At 55.6% G+C, this 23,422-nt stretch carries 23 protein-coding genes; 7 read left to right on the top strand and 16 right to left on the bottom strand.

Annotation, left to right across the window (positions count from 1 at the left end):
- The first annotated feature begins 151 nt into the window (after positions 1 to 151).
- The 5 genes from HB631_RS10300 (at position 152) to HB631_RS10320 (ending at position 2,962) form a co-directional block, all read left to right on the top strand.
- Positions 152 to 520: a DUF202 domain-containing protein gene (locus HB631_RS10300; RefSeq protein WP_213991059.1), complete on the top strand. Its 369-nt coding sequence runs from the start codon at positions 152 to 154 to the stop codon at positions 518 to 520.
- Complete coding sequence (locus HB631_RS10305) at positions 521 to 892, top strand: DUF202 domain-containing protein (RefSeq protein ID WP_213991060.1); 372 nt, start codon at positions 521 to 523, stop codon at positions 890 to 892.
- A gap of 99 nt (positions 893 to 991) precedes the next feature.
- Complete coding sequence (locus tag HB631_RS10310) at positions 992 to 1,699, top strand: ABC transporter substrate-binding protein (RefSeq protein ID WP_345945705.1); 708 nt, start codon at positions 992 to 994, stop codon at positions 1,697 to 1,699.
- Between the two features lie 51 nt (positions 1,700 to 1,750).
- Positions 1,751 to 2,197, top strand: coding sequence for a hypothetical protein (locus HB631_RS10315; RefSeq protein WP_213991061.1), 447 nt, complete (start codon positions 1,751 to 1,753; stop codon positions 2,195 to 2,197).
- A 54-nt stretch (positions 2,198 to 2,251) separates the two neighbouring features.
- Positions 2,252 to 2,962, top strand: a complete 711-nt coding sequence (locus HB631_RS10320; RefSeq protein ID WP_213991062.1) for an FCD domain-containing protein — start codon at positions 2,252 to 2,254, stop codon at positions 2,960 to 2,962.
- Between the two features lie 24 nt (positions 2,963 to 2,986).
- On the opposite strand, the gene HB631_RS10325 is transcribed toward HB631_RS10320, so the two are convergent.
- The 3 genes from HB631_RS10325 to HB631_RS10335 all read right to left on the bottom strand — a co-directional run bounded on the left by HB631_RS10325 (position 2,987) and on the right by HB631_RS10335 (position 6,992).
- Positions 2,987 to 4,177: a CdaR family transcriptional regulator gene (locus HB631_RS10325; protein WP_213991063.1), complete on the bottom strand. Its 1,191-nt coding sequence runs from the start codon at positions 4,175 to 4,177 to the stop codon at positions 2,987 to 2,989.
- Positions 4,178 to 4,513: 336 nt separating this feature from the next.
- A complete protein-coding gene (locus HB631_RS10330; protein ID WP_255556917.1) occupies positions 4,514 to 5,677 on the bottom strand; it encodes a glycerate kinase in 1,164 nt (387 codons plus the stop codon).
- A 19-nt stretch (positions 5,678 to 5,696) separates the two neighbouring features.
- Positions 5,697 to 6,992 carry a GntP family permease gene (locus tag HB631_RS10335; RefSeq protein ID WP_213991064.1) on the bottom strand — a complete coding sequence of 432 codons (1,296 nt, stop codon included), beginning with the start codon at positions 6,990 to 6,992 and terminating at the stop codon, positions 5,697 to 5,699.
- 422 nt (positions 6,993 to 7,414) lie between these two features.
- On the opposite strand from HB631_RS10335, the gene HB631_RS10340 reads away from it, so the two are divergent.
- Complete coding sequence (locus HB631_RS10340; RefSeq protein ID WP_213991065.1) at positions 7,415 to 8,314, top strand: Kdo hydroxylase family protein; 900 nt, start codon at positions 7,415 to 7,417, stop codon at positions 8,312 to 8,314.
- A 141-nt stretch (positions 8,315 to 8,455) separates the two neighbouring features.
- On the opposite strand, the gene HB631_RS10345 is transcribed toward HB631_RS10340, so the two are convergent.
- From HB631_RS10345 to HB631_RS10360, 4 genes are all read right to left on the bottom strand, one after another.
- The gene (locus tag HB631_RS10345; protein ID WP_213991066.1) at positions 8,456 to 10,408 is read right to left on the bottom strand and encodes an FUSC family protein; all 1,953 of its coding nucleotides are present in this window, start codon (positions 10,406 to 10,408) and stop codon (positions 8,456 to 8,458) included.
- Positions 10,408 to 11,274, bottom strand: a complete 867-nt coding sequence (locus HB631_RS10350) for an HlyD family secretion protein (protein WP_213991067.1) — start codon at positions 11,272 to 11,274, stop codon at positions 10,408 to 10,410. Before HB631_RS10350 ends, HB631_RS10345 begins: the two co-directional genes overlap by 1 nt.
- A gap of 2 nt (positions 11,275 to 11,276) precedes the next feature.
- The gene (locus HB631_RS10355) at positions 11,277 to 11,486 is read right to left on the bottom strand and encodes a DUF1656 domain-containing protein (protein WP_213991068.1); all 210 of its coding nucleotides are present in this window, start codon (positions 11,484 to 11,486) and stop codon (positions 11,277 to 11,279) included.
- A gap of 263 nt (positions 11,487 to 11,749) precedes the next feature.
- Positions 11,750 to 12,979 carry a helix-turn-helix domain-containing protein gene (locus HB631_RS10360; RefSeq protein WP_213991069.1) on the bottom strand — a complete coding sequence of 410 codons (1,230 nt, stop codon included), beginning with the start codon at positions 12,977 to 12,979 and terminating at the stop codon, positions 11,750 to 11,752.
- A gap of 380 nt (positions 12,980 to 13,359) precedes the next feature.
- Here HB631_RS10360 and HB631_RS10365 point away from each other — a divergent pair, with 380 nt between their 5' ends.
- Complete coding sequence (locus HB631_RS10365) at positions 13,360 to 13,959, top strand: ATP-dependent Clp protease proteolytic subunit (RefSeq protein WP_213991070.1); 600 nt, start codon at positions 13,360 to 13,362, stop codon at positions 13,957 to 13,959.
- A 707-nt stretch (positions 13,960 to 14,666) separates the two neighbouring features.
- Here HB631_RS10365 and HB631_RS10370 read toward each other — a convergent pair.
- From HB631_RS10370 to HB631_RS10410, 9 genes are all read right to left on the bottom strand, one after another.
- Entirely contained in the window at positions 14,667 to 16,268 is a 1,602-nt protein-coding gene (locus HB631_RS10370) for an ABC transporter substrate-binding protein (RefSeq protein ID WP_213991214.1), read from the bottom strand.
- Between the two features lie 260 nt (positions 16,269 to 16,528).
- On the bottom strand, positions 16,529 to 17,146 hold the full coding sequence (locus HB631_RS10375; RefSeq protein ID WP_213991071.1) for an ATP-binding cassette domain-containing protein: 618 nt from the start codon (positions 17,144 to 17,146) through the stop codon (positions 16,529 to 16,531).
- Complete coding sequence (locus HB631_RS10380; protein WP_213991072.1) at positions 17,133 to 17,918, bottom strand: ABC transporter permease; 786 nt, start codon at positions 17,916 to 17,918, stop codon at positions 17,133 to 17,135. Before HB631_RS10380 ends, HB631_RS10375 begins: the two co-directional genes overlap by 14 nt.
- Positions 17,915 to 18,697 (bottom strand): molybdate ABC transporter substrate-binding protein, encoded by a 783-nt coding sequence (gene modA / locus HB631_RS10385; protein ID WP_213991073.1) that lies wholly within the window; start codon positions 18,695 to 18,697, stop codon positions 17,915 to 17,917. The genes HB631_RS10380 and modA overlap by 4 nt, the downstream gene beginning before the upstream one ends.
- A gap of 248 nt (positions 18,698 to 18,945) precedes the next feature.
- Entirely contained in the window at positions 18,946 to 19,617 is a 672-nt protein-coding gene (locus HB631_RS10390) for a GntR family transcriptional regulator (protein WP_213991074.1), read from the bottom strand.
- Between the two features lie 106 nt (positions 19,618 to 19,723).
- The gene (locus HB631_RS10395; protein WP_213991075.1) at positions 19,724 to 20,497 is read right to left on the bottom strand and encodes a carboxymuconolactone decarboxylase family protein; all 774 of its coding nucleotides are present in this window, start codon (positions 20,495 to 20,497) and stop codon (positions 19,724 to 19,726) included.
- Positions 20,498 to 20,575: 78 nt separating this feature from the next.
- Positions 20,576 to 20,965 (bottom strand): cupin domain-containing protein, encoded by a 390-nt coding sequence (locus tag HB631_RS10400; protein ID WP_213991076.1) that lies wholly within the window; start codon positions 20,963 to 20,965, stop codon positions 20,576 to 20,578.
- Positions 20,962 to 21,885, bottom strand: coding sequence for an NAD(P)-dependent oxidoreductase (locus HB631_RS10405; protein WP_213991077.1), 924 nt, complete (start codon positions 21,883 to 21,885; stop codon positions 20,962 to 20,964). Before HB631_RS10405 ends, HB631_RS10400 begins: the two co-directional genes overlap by 4 nt.
- Before the next feature lie 81 nt (positions 21,886 to 21,966).
- On the bottom strand, positions 21,967 to 23,313 hold the full coding sequence (locus tag HB631_RS10410; RefSeq protein ID WP_213991078.1) for an MFS transporter: 1,347 nt from the start codon (positions 23,311 to 23,313) through the stop codon (positions 21,967 to 21,969).
- Positions 23,314 to 23,422 lie beyond the last annotated feature (109 nt).

Genomic DNA, 23,422 nt, shown 5'->3' on the forward strand with positions numbered 1-23,422 from the left:
GGGCGTGGTTTTTACGCCCGACCGAGCGCCACATGGCACGGTAGGCCCGCGATCGCCAGAGCTGACAATCTGCCGGGCGTAAGCAGTCTGTCATTTACTTGCAGTACTCGTTTACATACTCTGGAATACTAAGCTCATCGCGGGAAGAGACATGTTTTTTAAAAACAACGGCTGGCAGCGGCAGGGTAAAGATCCGGATTACCGTTTTTCGCTAGCCAATGAGCGCACCTATCTGGCGTGGATACGCACCGCCCTCGCCTTTCTGGCGGGTTCCATAGCCTTGGATCAGCTGGCGTCGGGGTTTGCCTCGCCGTTAATCCGCAGCCTGCTGGCGATATTCCTGTCCCTGGGGGGAGCGGTGCTGGCCCTGGTTGCCCTGCGGCGCTGGCAAGAAAATGAACAGGCGATGCGCAACGATCGGCCGCTGCCTTATACCCGCTTGTTACCCACTATTACCATCCTGGTGGTATTGACGGCGGTTTGTTTTATCGCGTTTATCATTATCGGCGGTTGGGGATAAATGGCGCGGGGCACAGCCGGTGGCCCGGAAGACCAGAACATCCCCGGGCAAAACAACGACCCCGGCCTGCAGCCGGAACGCACCCGGCAGGCATGGGACCGCACCCTGTTAGTCATTATGCTCGACGCTGTATTTTTCCTGCGCATCGGGCTGATAAACAGCAATATTTTTACCTGCCTGGCGGGGGGGCTGTTATTGCTGCTCACCCTGGGCATCGTGCTTACCCGCCATTTTTCCCCCGCCTATGGAAAAAACGGCTTGAAAATTATTTCACCCCACATCCTCAGTGCGGTGTCGCTGACGGTGATTATCGCCTGCGCCTTAACCTGTATCAGCATTGTCGTGGCGGATATAAGGGTATTCGCCCGGTAACGATGTGCCGCGGTTTTTGACGGCGAAAAGCTGCATGTCCATTGCAAAACACCGATCTTTATAAAAAAATTTCTCCAGGGGGTCAATGACAAAGCCCTGATTGCTTTCAACCAGAAAACGCCGCTGGCGATGCTGAGCATCAAAGCCAAACATCCGCTAAACACACCCGCCGACCTGAAAGGCCTGAATATCGGCGTACATCCGTCCGGCTCGACCTTTGTGTTCCTTAAGGCGTTTTTATCCTCCAATGGCATGGCCCTGGGGGATATCAAGCAAAGCACCGTTTCGCCGCCCTATGAGAGCTTCCTGCTGCTGGGCCGGGTGGACAGCGTGCCGGGGTACGTCGACGCGGAGGTGCCTGAGCTGGAAGCCAAAGCGGGGGGCGCCGGATCCCTGTCGATTTTGTACGGCGGGGATTTTGGTTACGACGCCTACGGCTCCGGCGTATTTACCTCCGACAAAATGATCGCCGCCAGGCCCGAGGTGGTTAAGCGTTTTGTCAAAGCCTACCTGCAAGGCTTCGCCTATAGCCTGGATCATCCCCAAGAAGCGGTGGCCATCCTGGTGAAAGACAACCCGGAATACCAGGGCAAGGAAAAAGTCCTGGCCGAGGAGCTTGATCAGGACATTAAACATACCGCCATGAGCGAATTCACCAAAAGCCGGGGGCTGGGGATCATCACCGCCGAACAGTGGAAAAAAACCGCCGATATCCTGATATCCCAACAGGTGCTTGCTAAAGACGCCGATTATAACGCCGCCTTCGACGCCTCTTTCCTGCTGGCGGCCAATCCGGTCAAGCGCTGACCCACAGGGTGAGCCGGCGATGAATTCACCCCTCTTGCATTGAGGTATAAAATGAGCTTAAGTCTAGCTAAACACCCGATATTGCTGTGCGCGCCGCTGGCCGCCGCCGCCGTTGAACGTCTGGGACACTTCTTCGATGTCCGGCAAACCGCCCCGCACCAGGCGTGCGGCGAGGATCTTTATTCAGCCTTGGCCGGCAACGCGGCGGTACTGATCACCGGGCGACATTGTCTGGATGCCGGCCTGTTGGCTCGCCTGCCGTTATTAAAGGCGGTATGCGTGCTGGGCGCCTTACACGCGGCCATGGACCTGCCGGCCCTGACGCACAGGGGGATCCGGGTGACACGGGTAGAGATAGGGGAGGCGTGTTCGGGGCTGGACCTTATCACCGCCATGGAGGCGGCCGAGCAGCTTATCGCCGCCCTGGGGTTCGGTCGCGACGGATGGCATCCCGGCGGCCTGATAAATCCAGAGGTCGCCTGCGGCTCATGCTGTTAGCCGGCGGATATTTTTCCACTTTTACGGTAACCCGATAGCGATATGCAATCAAACATGCCATTACATCACCATGACAGTAAAAAAGACCTGGTTGAACACATTGTTGAGATCCTGACCCCGCGTCTGGCCGCGGGGGAAATTCTGCCCTCGGAGCGGACGCTGGTGGATGAATTGGGGGTGAAACGCTATGCCCTGCGCAAGGCCCTGGAGCAGCTGAGGCAATCGGGCCTGATGCCGGCGGCCTCCGCCGGGCGCGCCAAAACCTCCTTCGAGGCCAGTAAAAAAAGCCTGACGCAAATCACCAATCCCCTGGAGGTCATCGAACTGCGCCTGCTGCTTGAACCGATGCTGGTGCGGTTGACCGCCATTCGCGCCTCGCAGCAGGACATCGATCGTATTCTGCGCACCGCGGCCATGGAGGGCGGTCATGATAACGGCAAGGTGGATCTGGCCTTTCACAAACAGGTGGCCGCCGCCTCCAATAACCGTTTGGCGGCGGAGCTCTACGGTCTGCTGCGGCAGATCGGCTCCGATGTGCGTTTGCATATCCAGAAAAACGACCTGCCGCTGTCAAAAGACCGCCTGACGGTGCGCAACCATGAACACGGCGAAATCGCCCGGGCCATCGCCGCGCGAAACCCGGATGCGGCGGAAAAGGCTATGCGCAATCATCTCTATCGGGTGCAAAGGCAAATACTGGATCATCTGGTGCCGCAGCCGCCGGAACCGCTGGTGGAAGAACTGCACGATGCCGGCATCAAATAGCCGTCCGTACCGGTTTTACCGGCATCAAAGAGAATGAACGGCCAACGCGCTGTTTTTCATCTGGCTCTCTTCGTCAAGCTGCACGGCGATATACAGGGCCAGCCGGTCGTCAAAATCCGACAGATTGAGGCCGGTGATATCGGCGATCCGATTGAGGCGATATTCAAGGGTATGGCGATGAATAAATAGCCCGCCGGCGGCGGCGCTGGTCTGATTATTATGCTTAAACCAGATCTTCAGCGAGTGCAGCAACTGGCCGTTCTTGTCCATCATTTTCAGTTTGGTCATGGGCAGCAGCAGTTCCGTTTCCTGCCAGCCCCCCTGTAGTCGCTGCAGTAATACCGGCAATTTTAAATCACGGTAATTGTAACAACGCTCATCCGGCATACGCCGTTTACCGATAGTCATGGTGGAGTGCGCCGTTTGCCAGGATCGGGCAATGCTGTTGGCGCCGGAAAAATAATTGCCCAAAGCAAAACGTATCCGCAAATGGCCCTTGGTTTTCAGCAGCGACAGCATGTCCTTAAACTGCCGCAGGTGTTCATTTTCATCCCAGCGGCCGTATTTATTCAGCGCCGGCCTCAGCACCGCCAGTTCGGTGAGGGAAATAATGGCGATGAGATTTTTCTCCCCCGGCTGGGTTAATAGTGCCTGTAATTGCTGGAGTTCCTCGATGGGATTCTCCACGTCGAGCTGGCCGCTGTCGATTTCAACCGCGGCGGCGACCCGGGGTTGGTGCAGGTCGATACCCAGACGCTCGGCCCATTCCGCCAGCATGGGAGAGATTTCATCGGAGCGGATAAGGTTATGCACCAGCTCTTCCCTCAGCCGGCTGTCCTGCGCCAGGAAAGAGAGTAATTTCGCCTGCTCCACCATCATCTCCGCCGCCATGCAAACCAGCTCGCCGTATTGCCTTAATTGAGAGGGATTACCGGTCAGACCGATAACCCCGGCAATTCTGCCGTCGATTTTCAGCGGCAAATTGATTCCGGGACGGACGCCAAACAGATGTTTAGCCATGCCGTCATCCACTTCCACGATGCGCGCCTGGGACAGCACCAATAACGCGCCCTCATGTAATTCTCCAATGCGATCCTGATCGCCGCTGGCAATTATTTTCCCCTGGCCGTCCATAACATTAACATTGCAATGAATAATTTGCATAGTCTTTGCAACAATTTGCCGGGCAAGTTTAGGTTCCAGATAATCATTCATTGTAATTATTTCCAAAAAAAACATTAACCCTTTAAGCAGAAAAAATTCCACATTAAGGGAAAATATATTTCAGGATATTTTCCTCCGGTATTATGGTGAAATGATGATTTAGAAACAGATGTTCTTTAATTAACATCACATATATTTCAAATTATTTCAATCAATCATTCCCTGGAGTTTTGTTAGCGAAATTTTCATTTTCAGTAAAAGCAGCGCGGAAAATTCCAGCGCCGCTTTAAATAATGCAACATGATATTTTACATGTCTTGCGTTTCGGCTACTAATTAATAACAAACATTGCCACGGCAAATACCATCAATAAAAAAAATGGATATTTTACCGCATCACTTTTGGCTTATGCGTGGCTATTTTCAACAATCTGCCAATATTTTCACTGGCTCTGGTTATATTGATTTGCCCGGCGGACAATAACGATTCCAATTCGCCGATATCCGGAATGATGCCGAATATCGCATCGATTCCCTCCTGGTATAACTCATCGGTACCTTTGCCAATGCGTCCCGCCAGCGCAATTACCGGCACGTTGCGGACTTTGGCCGCTTTTGCCACGCCATAGGGCGTCTTGCCGAATTTGGTTTGAAAATCGATACCCCCTTCCCCGGTAATGCAATAATCGGCGCCGGCCAGCTTTTCATTCAGTTTGCTGAAGTCGATAATAATATCGATGCCTTTTTTCAATTCGCATTGGGTAAACGCCAGCAGACCGGCGCCTAATCCTCCCGCCGCCCCGGCACCGGCAATGGTGCCCACCTCGCGCCGCAGCTGCTGCCGGATAATCATCGCGTAATGCGCAAGATTGCCGTCCAGGGTTTGGATCATCTCCGCCGTTGCGCCTTTTTGCGGACCGAACACCGCGGATGCGCCGTGCTCGCCGCACAGGGGATTGGTGACATCGCAGGCGACGATAATCTCCGTCTCGCCGATGGCCGGATCCAGTCCCGACAGATCGATGTCATGCAGCCGTCCCAGGGCGCCGCCGCCATAAGGCAGCTCGCCGCCGTCCCCGTCGAGTAATTTCACTCCCAGCGCCTGGGCCATGCCGGCGCCGCCGTCGTTGGTGGCACTGCCGCCGATGCCGATGATGATGCGACGGATCCCCCGGTGCAGACAGGCTTTTATCAGTTCCCCGGTACCATAGGAGGTGGCGATAAGGGGATTGCGGTTTTCGGCATTGATATACTGAATCCCGCTGGCGGAAGCCATTTCAATCACCGCGGTTTTACCATCCCCCAGCACGCCGTAGCCGGCCTTGACCCGGCTTCCCAGCGGGCCGGTGACCTCCTGTTGGAAGAGCTTCCCGCCGGTGGCGTCCACCAGCGACTGCACCGTACCTTCGCCGCCATCGGCCATCGGCACATGGACAAATTCGGCGTCGGGGAAAACGGTTTTAAACCCCTGCTCCATCGCCACGCAGACCTGTTTGGCGGTCATGCTCTCCTTGAAGGAATCCGGCGCCAGGACGAATTTCATGTGAGTCATTTTACTTACCTTATTACAATTACAGAATAAAACCATAAAGCAGCGTGGCGATAATGGTCATGGTGCCGCCCACCAGCGCCTCGTAAGGAATCAGGCACATACGCTGCCTGATGGACATAAACATGCTGTTGGCGGTGACATGGAAATAATTACCCTGCGGCAGGGAATCAATGACCGTGGCGCCGGTATGCACCATGACCGCCGATGCCAGAGCGGGAATCCCCATATGGGTAATGGTGGCGCCGAACGTGCCGGTGGCGAGAATCACACCGGTGGACGTTGACGCGGTGGCGGCGGCCATCAGGATGCCCGAAATCGGGGCGAGAAAGGTTCCCGAAATGCCCGCTACATTAATCAAGGCAATCACCTGCTGGGAAAGATTGGACGCGCCGATTAACCCGGCAATGGCGCCGGCGCCAATCAGGATCAGCACGGTGGCGGTCATTTTTTCAATGCCGGAGGCGGTGTACCGGACTATTTTCCCGCTTTGCCCCATGGCCACCATGCCGATAATGCCGGCAATAGGCAGCACATACATCGCATCCAGTTTAAATGCGCTCAGGGCGGTGATATGTAAAATGGAGCCCAGGGGATTTATCATCAGCAATATCACCGCCACGGCGGGTGCAACGACGGCTTTTCCCAGCGAAGGGCCGGCGGCCTGGGCGGAATTATCGGTGTCGGCCTCCACGTCCGTGACCATTTGACCCTTATGCTTGATTAACGAAGCCAGTAATACGGTAATAATCAGTCCGCCGACGGCGGGAATAAAACCGGCAATCATGACATCGCTCAAACCAAGGTGAAAACCATTGGCGGCGGCGATGGTATTTGGGTTGGGGGAAATAATATTACCCGCTTTCCCTCCGCCGGATAACGCCAATAATAAAGCGGTTTTGGATAAACCCATGCGGTTGCCCACCGAGAGAGCAATCGGCGCCACAATCAGCACCGCCACGGGAATAAATACGCCGACAGCGGTTATCACCATGGTAGCCAGCGCCAGGGCAAAAATGGCTTTTCCTTCGCCCATCCTGCGTACTATTTCCCGGGCAATGGTATTGGCGGCGCCGGACTCCATCATAACACCCGCCAGGATCCCCGCCGCCAATACTCGAATTACCGTGCCCATAATACTTTGGGTACCCGAAATCAGCACGGTGATGGTTTGTTGTAAATTAGCGCCGCCGATAATGGCGCCGGTTATGGCGCCAAAAAACAGAGCATAGACAGGATTGATTTTTCTTAAAATTAAAAATATGGCTATAAAAAGGCCCAATATGGCGCCATACCAAGCCAATGGCAAATCTTGCATGATAAATAAACTCCCGTTTTAGATGTAAGGTTCATTATCTATGTAATGTATAGATCATCATTTTATTCGATTTAATTTTTTAATATTTCATTCATTATTATTTCCTGCGTTAGTTTAATGCCTGGCAGTATTATCCGGTGGCCGCCGGATATTTAATATGTCCGGATGGATAAAAAACAGCCTGAGAAGGCATATTTATTGCGCCGTCTGTCCAGCAAAAGGTGATGCTTATCACAGTGGAAGCCGGTGGGGAAAACCAACGGAAATAAATTATGACGTTTTTTTGCCTGAAAAATAATGTCATTGCATTTACACTTCATTTAACCCCAGTATTGTTTCGCTACAAAATATTGTGAGAAAATTGGCGATCTACCTTCTATAGCTATAGAAAACGTCTAGCAAAGATATGGCAAGGATATGATATGTCTAATAATAAAATTGTCTTTGAGCAAGCCGTAACCACTTTGGATCATGAACGCTGGGACACCGACGGGCAAGACGCGCCTCTGGCTTTGGAAGCGCTGGAAGAGGGCAAGATACTTTTTTTCCCCCACCTCTCTTTTACCCTGACCGCGGATGAACTCACCCTGCTGGATCCGAAGCTGGTTGACCCTAAACGTAAAAATATCAGCTTCCAGCCGTTGAAAAACCGGCTCACCGGGGTGGCGTTGACGGAAAGGCTCCCCGCGATCCGGCAACTGCTCGAACGCTACTACCAGGACAGCTGTCGCTTGATAGAGGCGATACTGCCCTTCTACCGGCAGACCCTGCACAGCCCCACCGATACCTTGCGGCTGCACCCGATTACCGCCTGGAAAAACACCACCTCATGGCGCAAAGACGACAGTCGCCTGCATGTGGATGCCTTTCCTTCCCGCCCTACCCGCGGCCAGCGCATACTGCGCATCTTCACCAATATCAATCCCAACGGGGAAAACCGCTCCTGGCGGGTAGGCGAACCCTTTCCGCAGTTGGCGCAGCGCTTCTTGCCGAATCTCGGTGGCTATTCACCGCTGAAAAGCTGGCTATTGGACAAGATTGGCATCACCAAAACCCGCCGCAGCCCCTATGATCAACTGATGCTACAGCTGCACGATGCCATGAAAGCGGATCGGGATTACCAACAGTATGGGCCTCAGCTGGCGGTGGAATTTCCCCCCGGCAGCAGCTGGATCTGTTTTTCCGATCAGACCCCCCACGCGGCAATGAACGGACAATTTATGCTGGAGCAAACCTTTTTATTACCGCCGGATGCCATGAAAAATCCCCGCCATGCGCCGGTAAAGGTACTGGAGTCCCTGCTGCATAAACCGCTGATCTAGTTCGCCGGCGGTTGCCGCTGCCGGGCGACGACACAATGCCGCGTCAACCGCAGCCGGTACGCGGCGCTACCGTGCCGGAATCTGCCGGGCATCGCACATTCGCCTCCCCCGGTCCCGATTCGTGGCATTTCCTTTAGGTTTTCAGTTCAGCTCCCCGACTGCATTCCCGTTCATATTCCCATTCATATTCCCATTCATATAGCCCAGAACAGTCCCTATTTCCCACCAATATCCCCAGGCATCTTCATCACCCTCCGCCATTTTTTGCCCGGTCAAAACTCGGCAAACGGCATACTCGCCCCGCATCAACGCGTCGATAAATGCCGCCGGCAAAACCAGTTCTCTGGAGGCGTGCAGCCAGGCCCTTGATCGTATCCGGCTGATGGCGAGGGTCAAACAACACAACCGGATAAAGCGCTGTTTTTCCCAGGAGCGCGGCATAACGCGGGTGACAAAAAGCGCGCTGTATACGTAGTCTTCAAAAGCGGCGTGCCGTGGTTCCCGTGCCATATCGCGGGAGAAACGCCCGGCGATGGCGCGAGACATCCTCGCCAGTTTGACCCGGTCGGGGCTTTGGGGAATGAAATAAAATACCAGGACGACGATCAATACGCTGAAGACCGCCGCCAATGCCATATTGGCAAAGCGCGAAAAGTCATAGCCCATGGGGTTGGCAAAATTGATCAGGAAAATCACCCCCAGGATAAACACATGAAAAAAGATAAAGGCAATGGGAGAAAGCGTCTTCCCCACGCCGGCGAATAACAGCACCGGCGTCATGGCGAGCATGGCGGGCAGCAGTTCGGTGGTGGAAATGAACGCATAAAACAACAGAGTGTATGCCACCGGCACCGCCAGCGCGACGGCGGCCAATACCACCAGCACCAGTTTGTTCACCATGGGATAATGGGCGCCCAGAGCACATGAGATACCGATGAGCACGGTAAGGATATAGCCCATATCCCAATCGGTCCCCAGCCAGAAGAACACCCCGATCAGGACGCTGCAAAAGGTCCGGGCGGCATTAAGCAGCAATTCGTGACGATCGCGGAACACACGGGACCCGGCAAATACCGGTCCGGTTCTTTTTTCTCCGGCTGCGGCGGCCTGGGGGCGCTCCTCTTCAAGGCAGGAAAGCAGGGTTGTACAGAAGTGTTTGCCTGCGCGGCGGGCCGTTAAGCCGGTAGGCGGCGACGGCGGGGCCGTGTCGGGTGGAAATGGGCCCTCGTTCAGCCATATCTCCAACTCATTGAGATAGGACACCGCATCCCCGCCGCCGTCCCGCATAAGATGCCAGGACTGGGTTTTCAGAGACAAAAGACCGCTCGCCAGTCCCAGTTGCCGGCGGGTAAGGCCGGACTGCCGCCGGTTCAGGGTTTTATCGGTCAACAGGGACCAGGAGTCGTTCACCTCCAGCAGTTTTGCATTCATCAAACCGGTAACGAGTTCATACCAGCGCAGGAACAGCGCCCGCTCGGGCACATACTCTTGTAAACAGGCACTGATCAGGCCCCGCATCCTTTGGCGATTACCCTGCGCCGCCTGCAAAAACAATCGATTATCCAGCCGCGACGGCAGCAGGAAGGTCACCAGCAGCGCGGCCGTCAGGCCCAGCGCGATTTCCGACAGCCTGGCCTGGCTGATAAAAAACAGCGCATAGGTCGTCGGTGAAACCGAGATGCCGAATCCCACAATGGCCGACGTATAGCCGCACAGGGCGCAGGCATAGGTGACCATGCCGCTATAACAGCCGGCAACATAGGTACAAAGGGAGAGCCATAACGCCAGATAGAGCGACATCAGCCAGGGCGCGTCCAGGCTGATGCCGGCAATCCAGGTCACCATCAGGATGCCTATCACGGTGCCCGACAGCCGGGCGATAAACTTGGCGATGAGCATCCCCTGGCTTGGATAACTGACCACCGCCACCGTCATGATGGCCCAATAAGGCTTATCAAGCTGCAGGGAAAAGGCGGCCCACCAGGCAAGCAGCGCCGCCAGCCAAAAACGCAGGGCAAAAAGGTAATCCGGTCGTTGGAAAAACCGGGCGATCTTCGCCATCGGCACGGTTTTGCCGCCGGCCGCTACGCCCATTAGCGGTCCCTTATTTTTACGGTGCAGGTACTGCCGGCGATAAGGGGCGGAGTAGCCGCCCCGTCATCCCGCCGATCAATGGCAATTCGCACCGGGATCCGCTGGGCCAGCCGGACCCAGGGATAATCGGGTTCGACGTTTTGCAACAGCTGTTCTCCCGTCGACGCGCTTTGATCGACGATGGCCCGCCCGATACCGATAATATGTCCGTACATAGGCTGCCCGCCGTTATAAGGTATGATTTCCACCGGTTTGCCGGCGACGATAAACCGCATTTTCGTTTCTTCAAAATAGGCCATGACATAAAAAGAATTCGCATCAACCAGCGCCAATAAGGATTGCCCGGGGCTAATGTAATTTCCCTCCCGTAACCCCAGGTTGGTAACGTAACCGTCGGCGGGGGCATATATCCGGGTGCGGCTCAAATCCAGCCGGGCTTTTTTAATGGCGATGGTTGCCTGGTCTATCTGATTGTTTAACGACGCTAACGCTGTTTTTGCCGTCTCAAGATCTTCCTGCGAAATAACCTGATGGGTTAACCGCGCGCGCCGGGTGTATTGATGCAGCGCCTGATCCCGCTGGATACTCAACTGCGCCGATTTTGCCAGCGCATTGTCGAGGTTGATCTGATAATCGCTGGGATCGATTGTCAACAGCAGGTCGCCCCGCTTCACTTTTTGATCGTCGGCGATAGGCAGGTTAATGAGTTTGCCCGGGACTTCCGCGGCGATTTGTATGACCTCTCCACGGATTTTGGCATCCCGGGTCCAGGGCCCGAGAGTATAAAAATTCCACAGGCGATAACTGACTACCACAATCATAAATAGCATGACCACACTGAAGATATATTTACCAATGGTTTTCATAATCAGACTTCCAACGATATCATCAGCATATGGCTTAGATAAATGCACAAAAACAAAACGCCAAGATCAATAAGATTTGGATGCCAAAAATAGCCGTTAAAAATAACATCGCGATAGGCTATGCGGACCAGCAGCCAGATAAAAAAACCCAAAAAAATCACCCATATCAATGTCGGGAAAAATATTAACGCTCCCAGTGTAAGATCTTTCATATAATCTCAACCATTATAAAAACCCCGACGTAGGGACGTTAAACTGCGGACGTCTTTTACAGGATTTATCGTTGCTGGGATGGGTTTAAAGTATATATGAACCTCATCACTGTCAATGGGTGTTTTAGGGTAAATAAACAGGTAAAGATGAATTGTGAATAATCACAATTCATGTCGATCTTTTTCCAAAAGAGCCGCACAAGAGTGGATAGAAAAGAATTGATAGTTAATGGCGGCTTATTTAAACAGGATGATTTCCTTTATTAGCGACGCAGCTTGAGCGCAATGGAGAGTTTTGTCGTCCAGCCCACGTCATCCAACCGGGCCCCCAACAGCTTTTCGATTCGCTCCAGCCGATAGTTAAGCGTATTGGGATGAATACCCAGTACGCTTGCCGCCACCTTCCGGCGCTGGCAGTGTTCGAAATAGGTTTCAAGGGTCAGCAGCAGATCCGGCTCACCGGATAATTGTTCTATCAACGACACCAGATAACGTAAAATCGTATCGGTACCGCGTACGCTCTCTTCCATAACAATATCGGAGTAGAAGTAAACCCGGCTGTCATCGCGACAGCGCGCGCCGTCATCGAGGGCCCGGATGGCCTCCTCGGCGGCAGTGGCCCACCCTTTGGCGCCTTGCCCCATCAGCCCCACCCCCATGATGGCCGCTGCGGGCAATGCCTCTCGCAACGCGTCAGCGCGCCCCGCCATAATGCGATCGTTGGCATTCATGACATTGCCCGGCATCGCCGGCACCCAGATAATTAATCGGCCATGATGCCAGGCGCTCACCAGAAAGTCCTCGGCGACTTCAAGCCGACGGGCAATCTCCGCCACCACCCGGTCAAGCTGGTGGGTAAATCGCGGGGAATGGCTGTCTGTATCCGGGAGTTCGATGGCGAAAGCAATCCTGGGGGCAGCCGGATCCAGCCCCAGGGCCGCGGCGGTTTTATGAAATTCCCCGCTATCCTCGGGAAAATTGAAAATCAGGCCGTACAATTGATGCTGCAAAGATTCTCGCCAGCGTGCCTGACGGAACTGTTCCAGAAGATAGGCTTGGGAAATCAGCTGGGCCATATCGTCAAAATACTCCAGCAGATAAGGTGAGATGTTAAACAACAGCTCCTCACGCAAACCTTGGTTTCGTTCCGCAATGCGGATATAACTGCGCCATAACTCAAGAGACCCGAGCCTAAATGCCCGCAACAGCGCCGGTAACGGCATACCCTGATGCACCCGCCGTTTGCCGAATTCCTGGAATAATTGTAAATCCTCTTGGGAAGGCGGTGTACCGCCTAAAATAGACTGAAACCAGAGACGGGCGGAAAAGGCTATGGACTCATTCACATCCAGCCTGACCACCGGCGTCAGCTCGGTATATTCTTTCATTTTTAATAACGATGAAAATACCTCATCGGTAATATCCGAAAGAGTGGCCTCCAGGCGTAAGGTATTTTCCCGCAGGGAAGGAGAAAGCGACGGCACATTTAACATAGCGTGGTCTCGAAAACAAAGAGTGCTGATTAATAAAAGGGGGTCGCCCATGAGATCATTTTTCCGCACTGACCGGCAGATAGTAATCTGTCCGCTCTCCTTCGGGCAATCCTTCTTGTGTAAAAACGATTCCGCCCTCCTTCAGGCAATCTTCCCTACCTAAAATCGATAACCATGAGATAGGGGTGCCGTCTGTTACCGCCACCGCCTGTGATAGTGAAAACCAGAATGTCGGGCGACAACGGGCGACACGCGATGCGCCGCCCGGGGGATCTTTCTTTTCCCCCGGACGAACGCCACAAAGGTATGCTTCCGTGCCTTCATTGAGGTAAGCTTAGGTAACGTCAAAAAATTCACCTTATGCACAAGAGAGGAATGCTATGTGGTCTCAAGCAAAAGATAACGATGATGATAAAGAGAAAGATCAGCCGGCGATTTCTTCCTTTGCCCTGAACAAGCTATTGGATGCCCGTTCACTGATTATTTCCGGCGAGATCAATCAGGCATTGACCGAAAAGGTGGTGTCGCAGCTGCTTATCCTGCAGGAAGTGAATGACAAGCCGATAAAGATCTTCCTCAACAGCCAGGGCGGACATGTGGAAGCGGCCGATACTATCCATGACATCATTAAATTTATCAAACCGGAAGTGCAGATTATCGGCACCGGCTGGGTGGCCAGCGCCGGCATCACCATTTTTCTGGCGGCGGAGAAGAAGAACCGCTTCGCCCTGCCCAATACCCGCTTCATGATCCATCAGCCTCTCGGCGGCGTGCAGGGACAGGCGACGGATATCGAGATCGAAGCCAGGGAAATCCTGCGCATGCTGGACCGGGTCAATAAACTTATCAGCGACGCCACCGGGCAACCGCTGGAAAAAGTAGAAAAAGACACCGATCGCAATTTCTGGCTCACCGCGCCGGAAGCCCTGGATTATGGGATTGTGGGACAGATTATCTCGTCCCATAAGGATCTTTCATAGCGGGATCTTTTAATTCTTAACCACGGATCTTCCAGCATCCGCCGCCGCCATTTACCCTCAATGGCGGCGGTTGCTGACGGTACTTTATACATGAATAACTGCGCCAAATAGTGCTTCACTTTCGCCAACCCTTTGTTACTTCCTGCGCTAACTCAACTGAAGCATGCTCAAAAAATAGGAGCAGCGATAATAAGCGCGTTTATTTAGCACACGGTTTAAATAACCGGCGCTCGCTATTAGAATAGTCATATTCAATTCTAATAGCGTCATGTCTATATTTTATTCGCGTAAATTCGTTTCCTATAATAATTAAATGAAAAGAGCCGGTTCGTTGCATTAAATTGCGATGCCCCACGAAAAATAATCAGTTTGCTGAATATCGCCTTTTTGCTAAAGCTGGCGGAGTACAGTAAAGAACAGGTGAAATCGCTGTTCCGCTATTTGACTCAAGAGGGAAATGCCCTTGACTATAAAGTCTTTTCAGTATTCTGGCAGGAAATACGCCACGTTACAGGGAGGAACTGATGACTATTGCGGAGCAGCTGAAACAGGAGGGAATGCTGGATGGAATGGCGAGGCAATCCCTTAACAATCGCGACTGAATCCCTGTGGGACATAGCGATCAGGTTTCGATTTGCCCCCTTTCAGTTTGCAACACCCCGGACTGCGACTTTCCTCTTGCCGGACCACCGCGGCGCGCTTTCCCGTCAATGTTTGATCACGTAAAGATCCTTGGTGTAATACACCCCCAGAGGACTCGGGCTGAAGCCGCCGATATAGGGTTTCACCAGCATCACCGACACATAATGGTAGACCGGAATCGCCGGCACATCCCGGGCCAGAATATCTTCCGCCTGCTGATAATATTTCCCCCGTTCCGCCGTGGTGCCCGATCGGGCGGCAAGCTCCAGCGCCTTGTCATAGTCCGGGTTACTGTACAACGAGGTGTTTTCACTGTCGCCTGTGCGGAAGTTATCAAGGAAAGTGGAGGCGTCGTTATAATCGGCGACCCAGGCATAACGCACCAGATCAAACTGACCGCCGTGCATCGTATCCAGCATGGTTTTCCATTCCTGGTTATGCAGTGTTACCTCGACGCCGAGATTTTTGCGCCACATCGAGCTGGCGGCAATGGCAATGCGCTGGTGTGATTCGGAGGTGTTGTACAACAGGTCCAGCGTCAGCGGATGCCCGGCGGTAAATCCGGCCTGTGTGAGCAGCTTTTTCGCTTCGCTTAGCCTCTTTTCCCGGGTCCAGCCCGCATAGTCCGGTTTGTGCAGCGCCACGCCGCCAATGTTTTCCTGGCTTATCAGCCAGGCGGGAATCTGCCCCTGTCCCAGCACCTTATCGGCGATAATATCCTTATCCAGACCGAGATTAAGCGCCTGCCGTACGCGGCTGTCATTGAACGGCGCCTTGCGGGTGTTAAACTCATAATAATAGGTGGCCAGTTTCGGCGAAATATGAACCTGATGACCCAATTTCTGCTGCAACGACTTGAATAAGGTCTGCGGCACGGTATAGGTGATGTCGATCTCACCGGCGTTGTAACGGTTGACATCGGCGGTCTCGGAACCGATGGGCAAATAGGTCACCCGATTAATTTGCGTATGGCTGTCGTCCCAGTACTGTTTATTACGCACTCCCACCAGCCGCTCATTCACTACCCACTGCGACAAGGTAAAGGGGCCGTTACTGACAAAATGTCCCGGCTGGGTCCATTTATCATTAAACTGCTCTATGGCTTTTTGCGGCACCGGAACCAGCGAGGGATAGGCCAGCATCGCCAAAAAATACGCCGTCGGCTGCTCAAGGGTTATCTCCAGCGTCGCGGCATCCAGCGCCCGGATACCCAAGGTCTCGGTACTCTTTTTGCCGTCAATAATCTGCCGCGCGTTCAGCAGATGCATATTGGCCAGGTAGCTTTCATAAGGCGAGGCGGTTTTGGGATCCACCAGGCGACGCCAGCTGTAGACCACATCGTCGGCGGTGAGGGGATCGCCGTTCGACCATTTCAGCCCCGGACGCAAATGGAAGGTCCACACGCGGTTGTCTTTGTTTTCCCAGCGGGCGGCCAAGCGCGGCTGGACATGGCCGTCATTGTCGATGCTCACCAGCCCTTCAAAAAAGTCACTGATGATATTGAATTCCACATCGCTCTCCACTTTATGCGGGTCGAGTGATGCCGGTTCGCTGCCGTTATTGCGCACAATTTCCTGCTTGACCGCCAGTTCAACGCCGATCGGCACGGTGGCGGCGCCGGCGGGCAATATTGACCAAAAACTGAGGCTGCTCAAAAACGCCATCATGGCCCAGGGGGACTTTTTGCCGGTTTTTCCTGACATATCACGCTCTCCAACCACCAAAGACATTCGCTTTCCTAACATTTAACTTTAGGCACATTCAGCTATACGGATAAGGCGCCGTTCAATCAAGGAGTTTCAGAAGGCAAGCGCCCTTGGATTGGAAGACTTTCCTTGACCAGACAGAAAAAGCCCTAGATTGCCCAAGGATAATGATGGCTAACCGTCAGAAAAAAACCACCGGTTCGCGGGGAAAGGATGCCGCTTTATAGCCGGCGCAGAACGCCCCGCTGCAACGACCACTGGCTGTCGGCCAGCGCATCCGCCTCGCGCGGTTCGTGGGTCACCAGCAGGATGGTGACGGCAAACAGCCGGTGAATCTCCCGCAGCACCTGCCAAAGCCGGGTGCGGGTCTCCCAGTCCAGGCTGGAAAAAGGCTCATCCAGCAGCAGCAATGCCGGGCGGCCGATCAACGCGCGCGCCAGTGCGGCCCGTTGCTGTTCGCCGCCGGAGATCTGCTGCGGATAACGCCGGGCCAGATGGGCGATGCCTAACCGTTGCATTAGTTCCCGCCGCGGCCCGGCGGCGCGCCGTTGGCCGGCGCCGTACTGGGCAAGCTTCAGGTTGCCCTCCACGGTCAAATACGGGAAAAGATAAAGCCGCTGGTTCAGGTAGCGGCACGGACGTTGCCAGGACGGCAGTCCGTCCAGGGTTTGTTGGCCGAAACGGACGCTGCCCTGATAGGGGATGACGCCGGCAATCGCGTTAAGCAGCGTGGTTTTCCCCGCCCCGGAGGGACCGAGTATCGCGCTGCAGCTCGCCGTTGCCCCCTGGAAAGAGACCTGCTGTAAAATGCCCGCGCTCAATCGATCAATGTCCAGCATAGGATCTTACGGCGGGAGGGTTCAGCCACTGCAATACCAGAAGCAATACGCAGGCCAGTAGCATCAGCAGCAGGGCACACCCCACCGCCAGCGGGAAATCGTCGCTGGAAATATTGAGAAATATCGCCATGGGCAGGGTTTCCGTTTTCATCCGCACCATGCCGGCCAGCATCAGCGTGGCGCCGAATTCCCCCAGTGCACGCGCCAAGGCCAGCACGGCGCCGCTTAACAACGCCTGGCGGCACAGCGGAATCTCCACCAGCAGGAACGTGCGTATCGGCGACAGTCCCAAATTGAACGCGGTGGTGACATAGGCCGGATCCAGCGCGCCGAACGCGGCGCTGGCGGAACGCAGCACGATGGCGCTGGCAACATAGGTCTGGGCAATCACGATACCCAGCGGCGAGAACAGCAGACGGGACATTTGCGGCGCGACGGCGCTCAGGGGGCCCTGTTGTCCCAACAGCAGCAATAATCCCATGCCCACCACCAGCGGCGGCATGACCAGCGGCAAATCCAGCAGCAGATTCATCAACCGCTTGGCGGGCAACGGCTGGCGAACCAGCGCCCAGGCGGCGGGGACGCCCAGCAGCAGCGACAGCAGCAGCGCCGTCGCGGCCGTTATTAATGAAAGCAGCAGCGCAAAATGCAGTTCCGGCTCGAACAAAATGTGTCCGAGGGTGGCGAGATCCAGTTGAAAAATCAGTGCCAGCAGCGAACCGATAACCAGCGTCAGCAGGATAAACAGCGGAACCAGCGCCAGTCGGGTCATGGATTGAGTTTAACACCGCGTCCGATGGGCAGAAAACCCTGGTCGGCAAACGCCTTGATGCCCTGCGGGGACGTAAAGTAACCTGCCAGCTGTTTGGTTAACGGTACGTTTTGGCTGGTGGTTAATTGCGCCAGCGTGACCACTTCCGCCGGAACATTATTGGGAGACGGCAGGACTTTCAAGACATCCAGATGCTTAACCGCATCGGAACGGCCGACCACCGCTCCATCCACGTTGCCCTGCAAGACGTACAGCACCAACTGGGGCATATCCGCCGTGCGCACCACCACTTTGGCGCGCAGCTGGGTGCCATAACCTGTGGCATCAAGCAATCTCTCGCCGCTGCGGCCGAGGGCGATAGCCTTGGGGTCCCCCATGGCCAGGCGCAGATGGCTGGCGGCAAGATCGGCATAGTTGTTGATGCCTTGCGCCTTATCCCGCCGCAACACCAGCACCGGAATATGCAGCGCCAACGGGTAGGCGGCCGTTACCTTGCCTTTTTGCTGTAATTTATTGATATCGAAAGCCGAGCCCGCCAGGAACAGATCTCCCTGCCCGGTGAGCTGATAACGGGTCATGATCTGCCCGCTGCCGCCATACTCCACCACGACGTGGTTGCCGGTATCCTGCTCGAATTTAGCAATGACGGTCGCCACCGCCGGTTGCAGCCCGGCGCCGGCATAGAGATGAAGTTCAGCAGCCTGGGTCAGGCCGCCGTTCAAGCCACAACCCAGGAATAACGCCGCCAGTGCAGCACCGATTAAGGGAAAAGAGCGCATGTGATTTCCATTATTTTAGTAAGGTTATCGTTGTATAATATTTTATATCTTGAACGAAGCAACCTTATTCTCTCTCGTTCCCGACCGGCAGACGGGATTACCGGGCGCGCCGGCGGGGATTAATGCAAGTGCGGTAAGCCGGTCGGCAGACGCGGCCCATGGCGGGTTAATGCTGCAAGCCGACCGTTAGATGCGGTCAATAGCGGGTTAATGCTGCGAGCCGACCGTCAGATGCGGTCAATGCCGAGCTAGCGCTGCAAGCCGGCCAGCAGGCGCAGGGCCATTTTTTCGGCATTGGCCACATGCAGCTGCGCCGCCGCCTGAGCGGCATCCGCATCCCGCCGCTGTATCGCCTGATAAAGATTATCAATTTCTCCCAGGCTGGCGGGCAGGCGTTGCAAATGCATCAGCGACGTGGCGCGCAGCAGATTTATCCGCGAATGCAGGCTGCTGAGGATCTCTTTTACCAGGGAATTGCCGCAGTTGTTGAGCAAAACATCATACAAAGCGTTTTTTGCGTCCAATACCTGGCCTTGATCCTGCGCCGCGCCGGCGGCATGCAGCTGCTGTACCGCGGCGCCGAAGCGGGCAATATCCGCTTCGCTGGCGCGCTGGGCAAATTCGCGGGCGGCAAAGCCCTCAAGCAGACCCCGCAGCGCATACAGCTCCGCTGCTTCCTGTTGCGAAATGATCGCCACAATCGGCCCTTTGTTCGGCACGATATGCACCAGCTTCTCCGCTTCCAGCTTACGCAGCGCCTCGCGCACCGACGTACGGCTGACGCCGAGGGTTTCGCAGAGTTCCCGCTCGATAAGCCGTTCTCCGGGAGCATAACGCCCGGTCATGATTGCCTGCCGCAGGACATTCTCGACCTGGTGACGCAGTGATTCGGGCCGTATCATTTCCAGTTCTGCTGACATTATTGTATTCCTGTCCGACAAAATATGACTTCTTTGTACCATATCCGTCCTGCCGCTAACAAGAGCCGGTGGTCACTCTTGCGCCAGCAGTACCCCCGCCCAAGTGCTACATCCGCCGGCCATCGGTCGCGGACTCCTTCAGCGCCTGCTCCAGCAACGGCGCGGCGGCGGCGGCGCCATGCATGCCGATGGCGCTGACGATCTCCAGCACCGCCAGGATTTCCTGCGCGCTGGCGCCGTAGCCGATGGCGTTGCGCATATGCAGCTTCAACCCCTGGACATAGAGATGGGTGGCCGAGGCGTCAAAGGCGCAATAAATCAACTCTTTCACTTTGGGAGAAAGCACGCCCGCGCGCCAGGGCACCGAGGAAAATTCCACATAGGCGTCAAACAGTTCCGGGTCCAGTTCCAGCATACCGTCCCAGAAGGCGTGCCAGTAGCCGCGGTTTTCTATAAATCGCTGCTTCAGCGTTTCCTGGCGGGCGTCCAGGGGAGATGAACCGCTGCGCAATCCCTCCTCTTCCAGCACTTCCATCAACAGCGGGACACCGATATTGGCGGCGTGAATGCCCAGGGTGGCGGTGAGTTCCAGCACTTCCATCAACTCCTCCCGAGTGGCGCCGTAGTACAACGCCAAACGCAGGTGCCGCCCGATCCCGGGCAGATAAACATGGGTCGCCGCCGTGCTGGCGCTGAGGGCGATAAACGCCTTGGTCTTGTTGTCCAGATGATTTTTTTGCCAGGGCACCGCCGCCAATTGCCGGCAGGCGTCATAAAACCCGGCGTCCAAACGGCGGATGCTTGCCCATTGCGCACCCCACTCCCCCTGGGAGGAAACGTCGGTCTCGTCGATGGGTAGGGATGTTTCCTTTAAGCTCATGATTTCGCTCCATTCGCTTTAAAATGAAAAGGGTAACGCCGTAAGCCGGCCTCCGCTGCTGCGGACTACCGCGCGCCATCAGCCCGCGGCGCGCTGATAGTCCTGCTGCGTCACTTCCTCTTGCCAGCGGGTCTTGCCGAGGGAGGTGGCGGTATGCACCAGGTAACTGTCGCGGGCGGCGCCGTGCCAGTGGCGTTCCTCGGCGGGAATCCATACCACATCGCCCTGGCGGATTTTTTGCGCCTCCTGGCCGTCGACACAAATCCAGCCGCAGCCCGACGTGACCTGTAAAATCTGACCCTGCTCATGGGTATGCCAATAGGTCCGCGCCCCCGGCGAGAAAAACACGTTGGCGATAGTGATATTATCGGTAGCGGGCATGACGGGATCCGCCCAAACCACGCCGCTGAAGCTGTCGGTGCGCTGCTCGGATACCGCATCCGGCGCCCTGCCGTAAAAAATCTTCATGTATGTTCTCCCTCTAGGGTTGGACCGGCATCATAAAGTCTGATACCTCCGCAGATATCGCCGATGGCGTCCACCACGCGATTACTGATTTTATCGCCGTAGCCCAGGGCGCTGGCCAAGCCGAAACTGGCCAGCGGACCCGCCGCGTTTAGGGAAGCGACCCCCAGTTCATGGGTCAGGTCGGTATACAGCACCACATCTTTGGTCATCAGCCGGGACGTGAGTCCCCCGTCCAGATAGTCACCGTCGACAATTTTCGGAAAGCGATTCAGGGTGGCGAAATTGACGCCGCTGCTGCTGTTCAGCACCTCCAGCAGCGAATGAAGATCCAGCCCGGCCTTTTTCGCCGCCACCATCACCTCCGAGGTGGCCGCCAGGCTGACGGCGTTGAGGAAATTGTTCAGCAGCTTGGCGGTATGCCCCGTGCCGCTGTCCCCCATATTAACCACTTTGGCGGCGATGGGACGGAACACCCATTGCACCGCGTCGATGGCAGCGGCTTCCCCTCCCACCATCAGCGTCAGCGCGCCTTTTTCCGCCGCCGCCGCGCCGCCGGAAATGCCCGCGTCGATATAAGCCACGCCCCGCGCGTTAAACAGGCCGTGCAGCCGCCGGGTGGAGGTGGCGGCGGACGTGCTGAGATCAATCACCGTTTGCCCGGCGCGGCAATGGGCAAGCAGTCCGTCCCGGCCTTCAACCACCGCCTCCACCACCCGGCTGTCGGGCAATGACAGCAGCAGCACGTCCCCATACTCCGCCACTTCACGCAGCGATGCGGCGGCCTGGGCACCCGCGGCGGCGGCCCGCGCCGTATCGGTGTCATACCCCCGCACCGCGATGCCGGCATCCACCAGCCGCCGGGTCATGCGCCCCCCCATATTGCCTAAACCGATAAATCCCGCCCGATCGATATTCATCATTTCACCCTCTTTATAGGCATCTGATAGTGCCGGTCCCCGCCGGTGGTGAAAAGTTACCACCTCGCGCCGGGCCGATCCCCCTCAGGAAAAGTCCACATCTTTGGTTTCCGGTCCCATGGCGGCGCCGAGGGTGCCGATGATTCCCCCCAGGGCCAGCAGCGCCACCGCGGTCAGGGCCAGCGGCATCCAGGCGCTGAGCCAATCCATATAGAAAGCATAGAACGAGGGAATGATCACCGACAGGCTGAAGCCCACCCCGAAACCGGTGGCGCGGACATCGGTGACAAAGCGTTCATTGATATAGGTGACAATCACGCCCCAGGGCGAGGTCACCAATACCGCCAGCAGGCAGACCAGGGCAACAATGATGGGTACCGGCATGCCCTGCCGGGTGCTCAGGATATACAGCAGCGCCGAGCCCACCACGGCAATCAGCGGACCGACAATCAGAAAGAACAGCCGGCGACCGATTTTTTGCCCCAGCATGCCGGAACCGATATAGGTGAAAAACAGCACGAAATAGGTCAACATCAGGGTCGCGGTCATTTCTATGCCGTTAAAATGCAGGGTTTTCACCAATAGGCCGGTGGGCAGGAAAATCGTGATGATATTCTGGGTCAGCCAGAAGCCGGTCATCATCACAATCACCTGCAGCAGGTTGCGCCCGCTTTTGCCGTGCAGCAGATCGGTAAGGGCCAATTTCTCCTTTTTCTCGCTGCTTTCGCTTTGCCAGATTTCCGACTCGGACACTTTGAACATGTAATAAAGCGTCAGCACCCCCGCCAGCAGCGCGCCGATCACGAAGGGTATGCGCCAGCCCCACTGCGCGAACGGAGAGTGCAAACCGTGCAGGGGAGAGAACATCAGCACCAGCCAGGTGATAAGATTAATGCTGACATAGGCGGCGGGGAAACCGCTGATAATCAGGCCGCCGACAAATCCGCGCTGGGATTTCTTCGAATACTCGATAGCCAGCGGCATGGCGCCGGTATAACCGCCGCCGAGGAAAATACCGTCCACAAACCGCAAGATCACCAATAACACATAGGACGCCACGCCGAAGCTTTCATAACCGGGCAATAGTGCAATCAGCAGGGTCACCACACCGAAACCCGATACCGAATAAATGGAGGCTTTCCTCCGGCCGATGCGATCGGCCACGATGCCGAACAGCAGCGCGCCGATGGGTCGGCCGAGCAGCGTGGTAATAAAGACCAGCGACGCCAGGATGGTTTCCAGACCGGGAGAGAGCTGCGGCGGCTGGAAGTAGAACAGCACCGGCGACAACGCCACCACCGGCAGGTAGATATCAAACATATCGATGTATTCGGAAAAGAAGGCGCCTTTGATGGCGTTCTTCCTTTTTACTTCTATGGATTGTTCGCTTTCTTTCGCCGAGGCGATGGAATAGTCGCTTAACGTTTCCATATCAGTCTCCCGTTATTCGGCGCACCTCTTACGGATGCGTAGGGTTGCGATCCGCCGTACAACAGTCGCGGCGGGCAGGTAGGGAATACAGGGTAAGGCGTGTGAGGGC

It is taken from the genome of Sodalis sp. dw_96, assembly GCF_018449575.1.
In the GTDB taxonomy this organism is placed as follows: Bacteria; Pseudomonadota; Gammaproteobacteria; order Enterobacterales; family Enterobacteriaceae; genus Acerihabitans.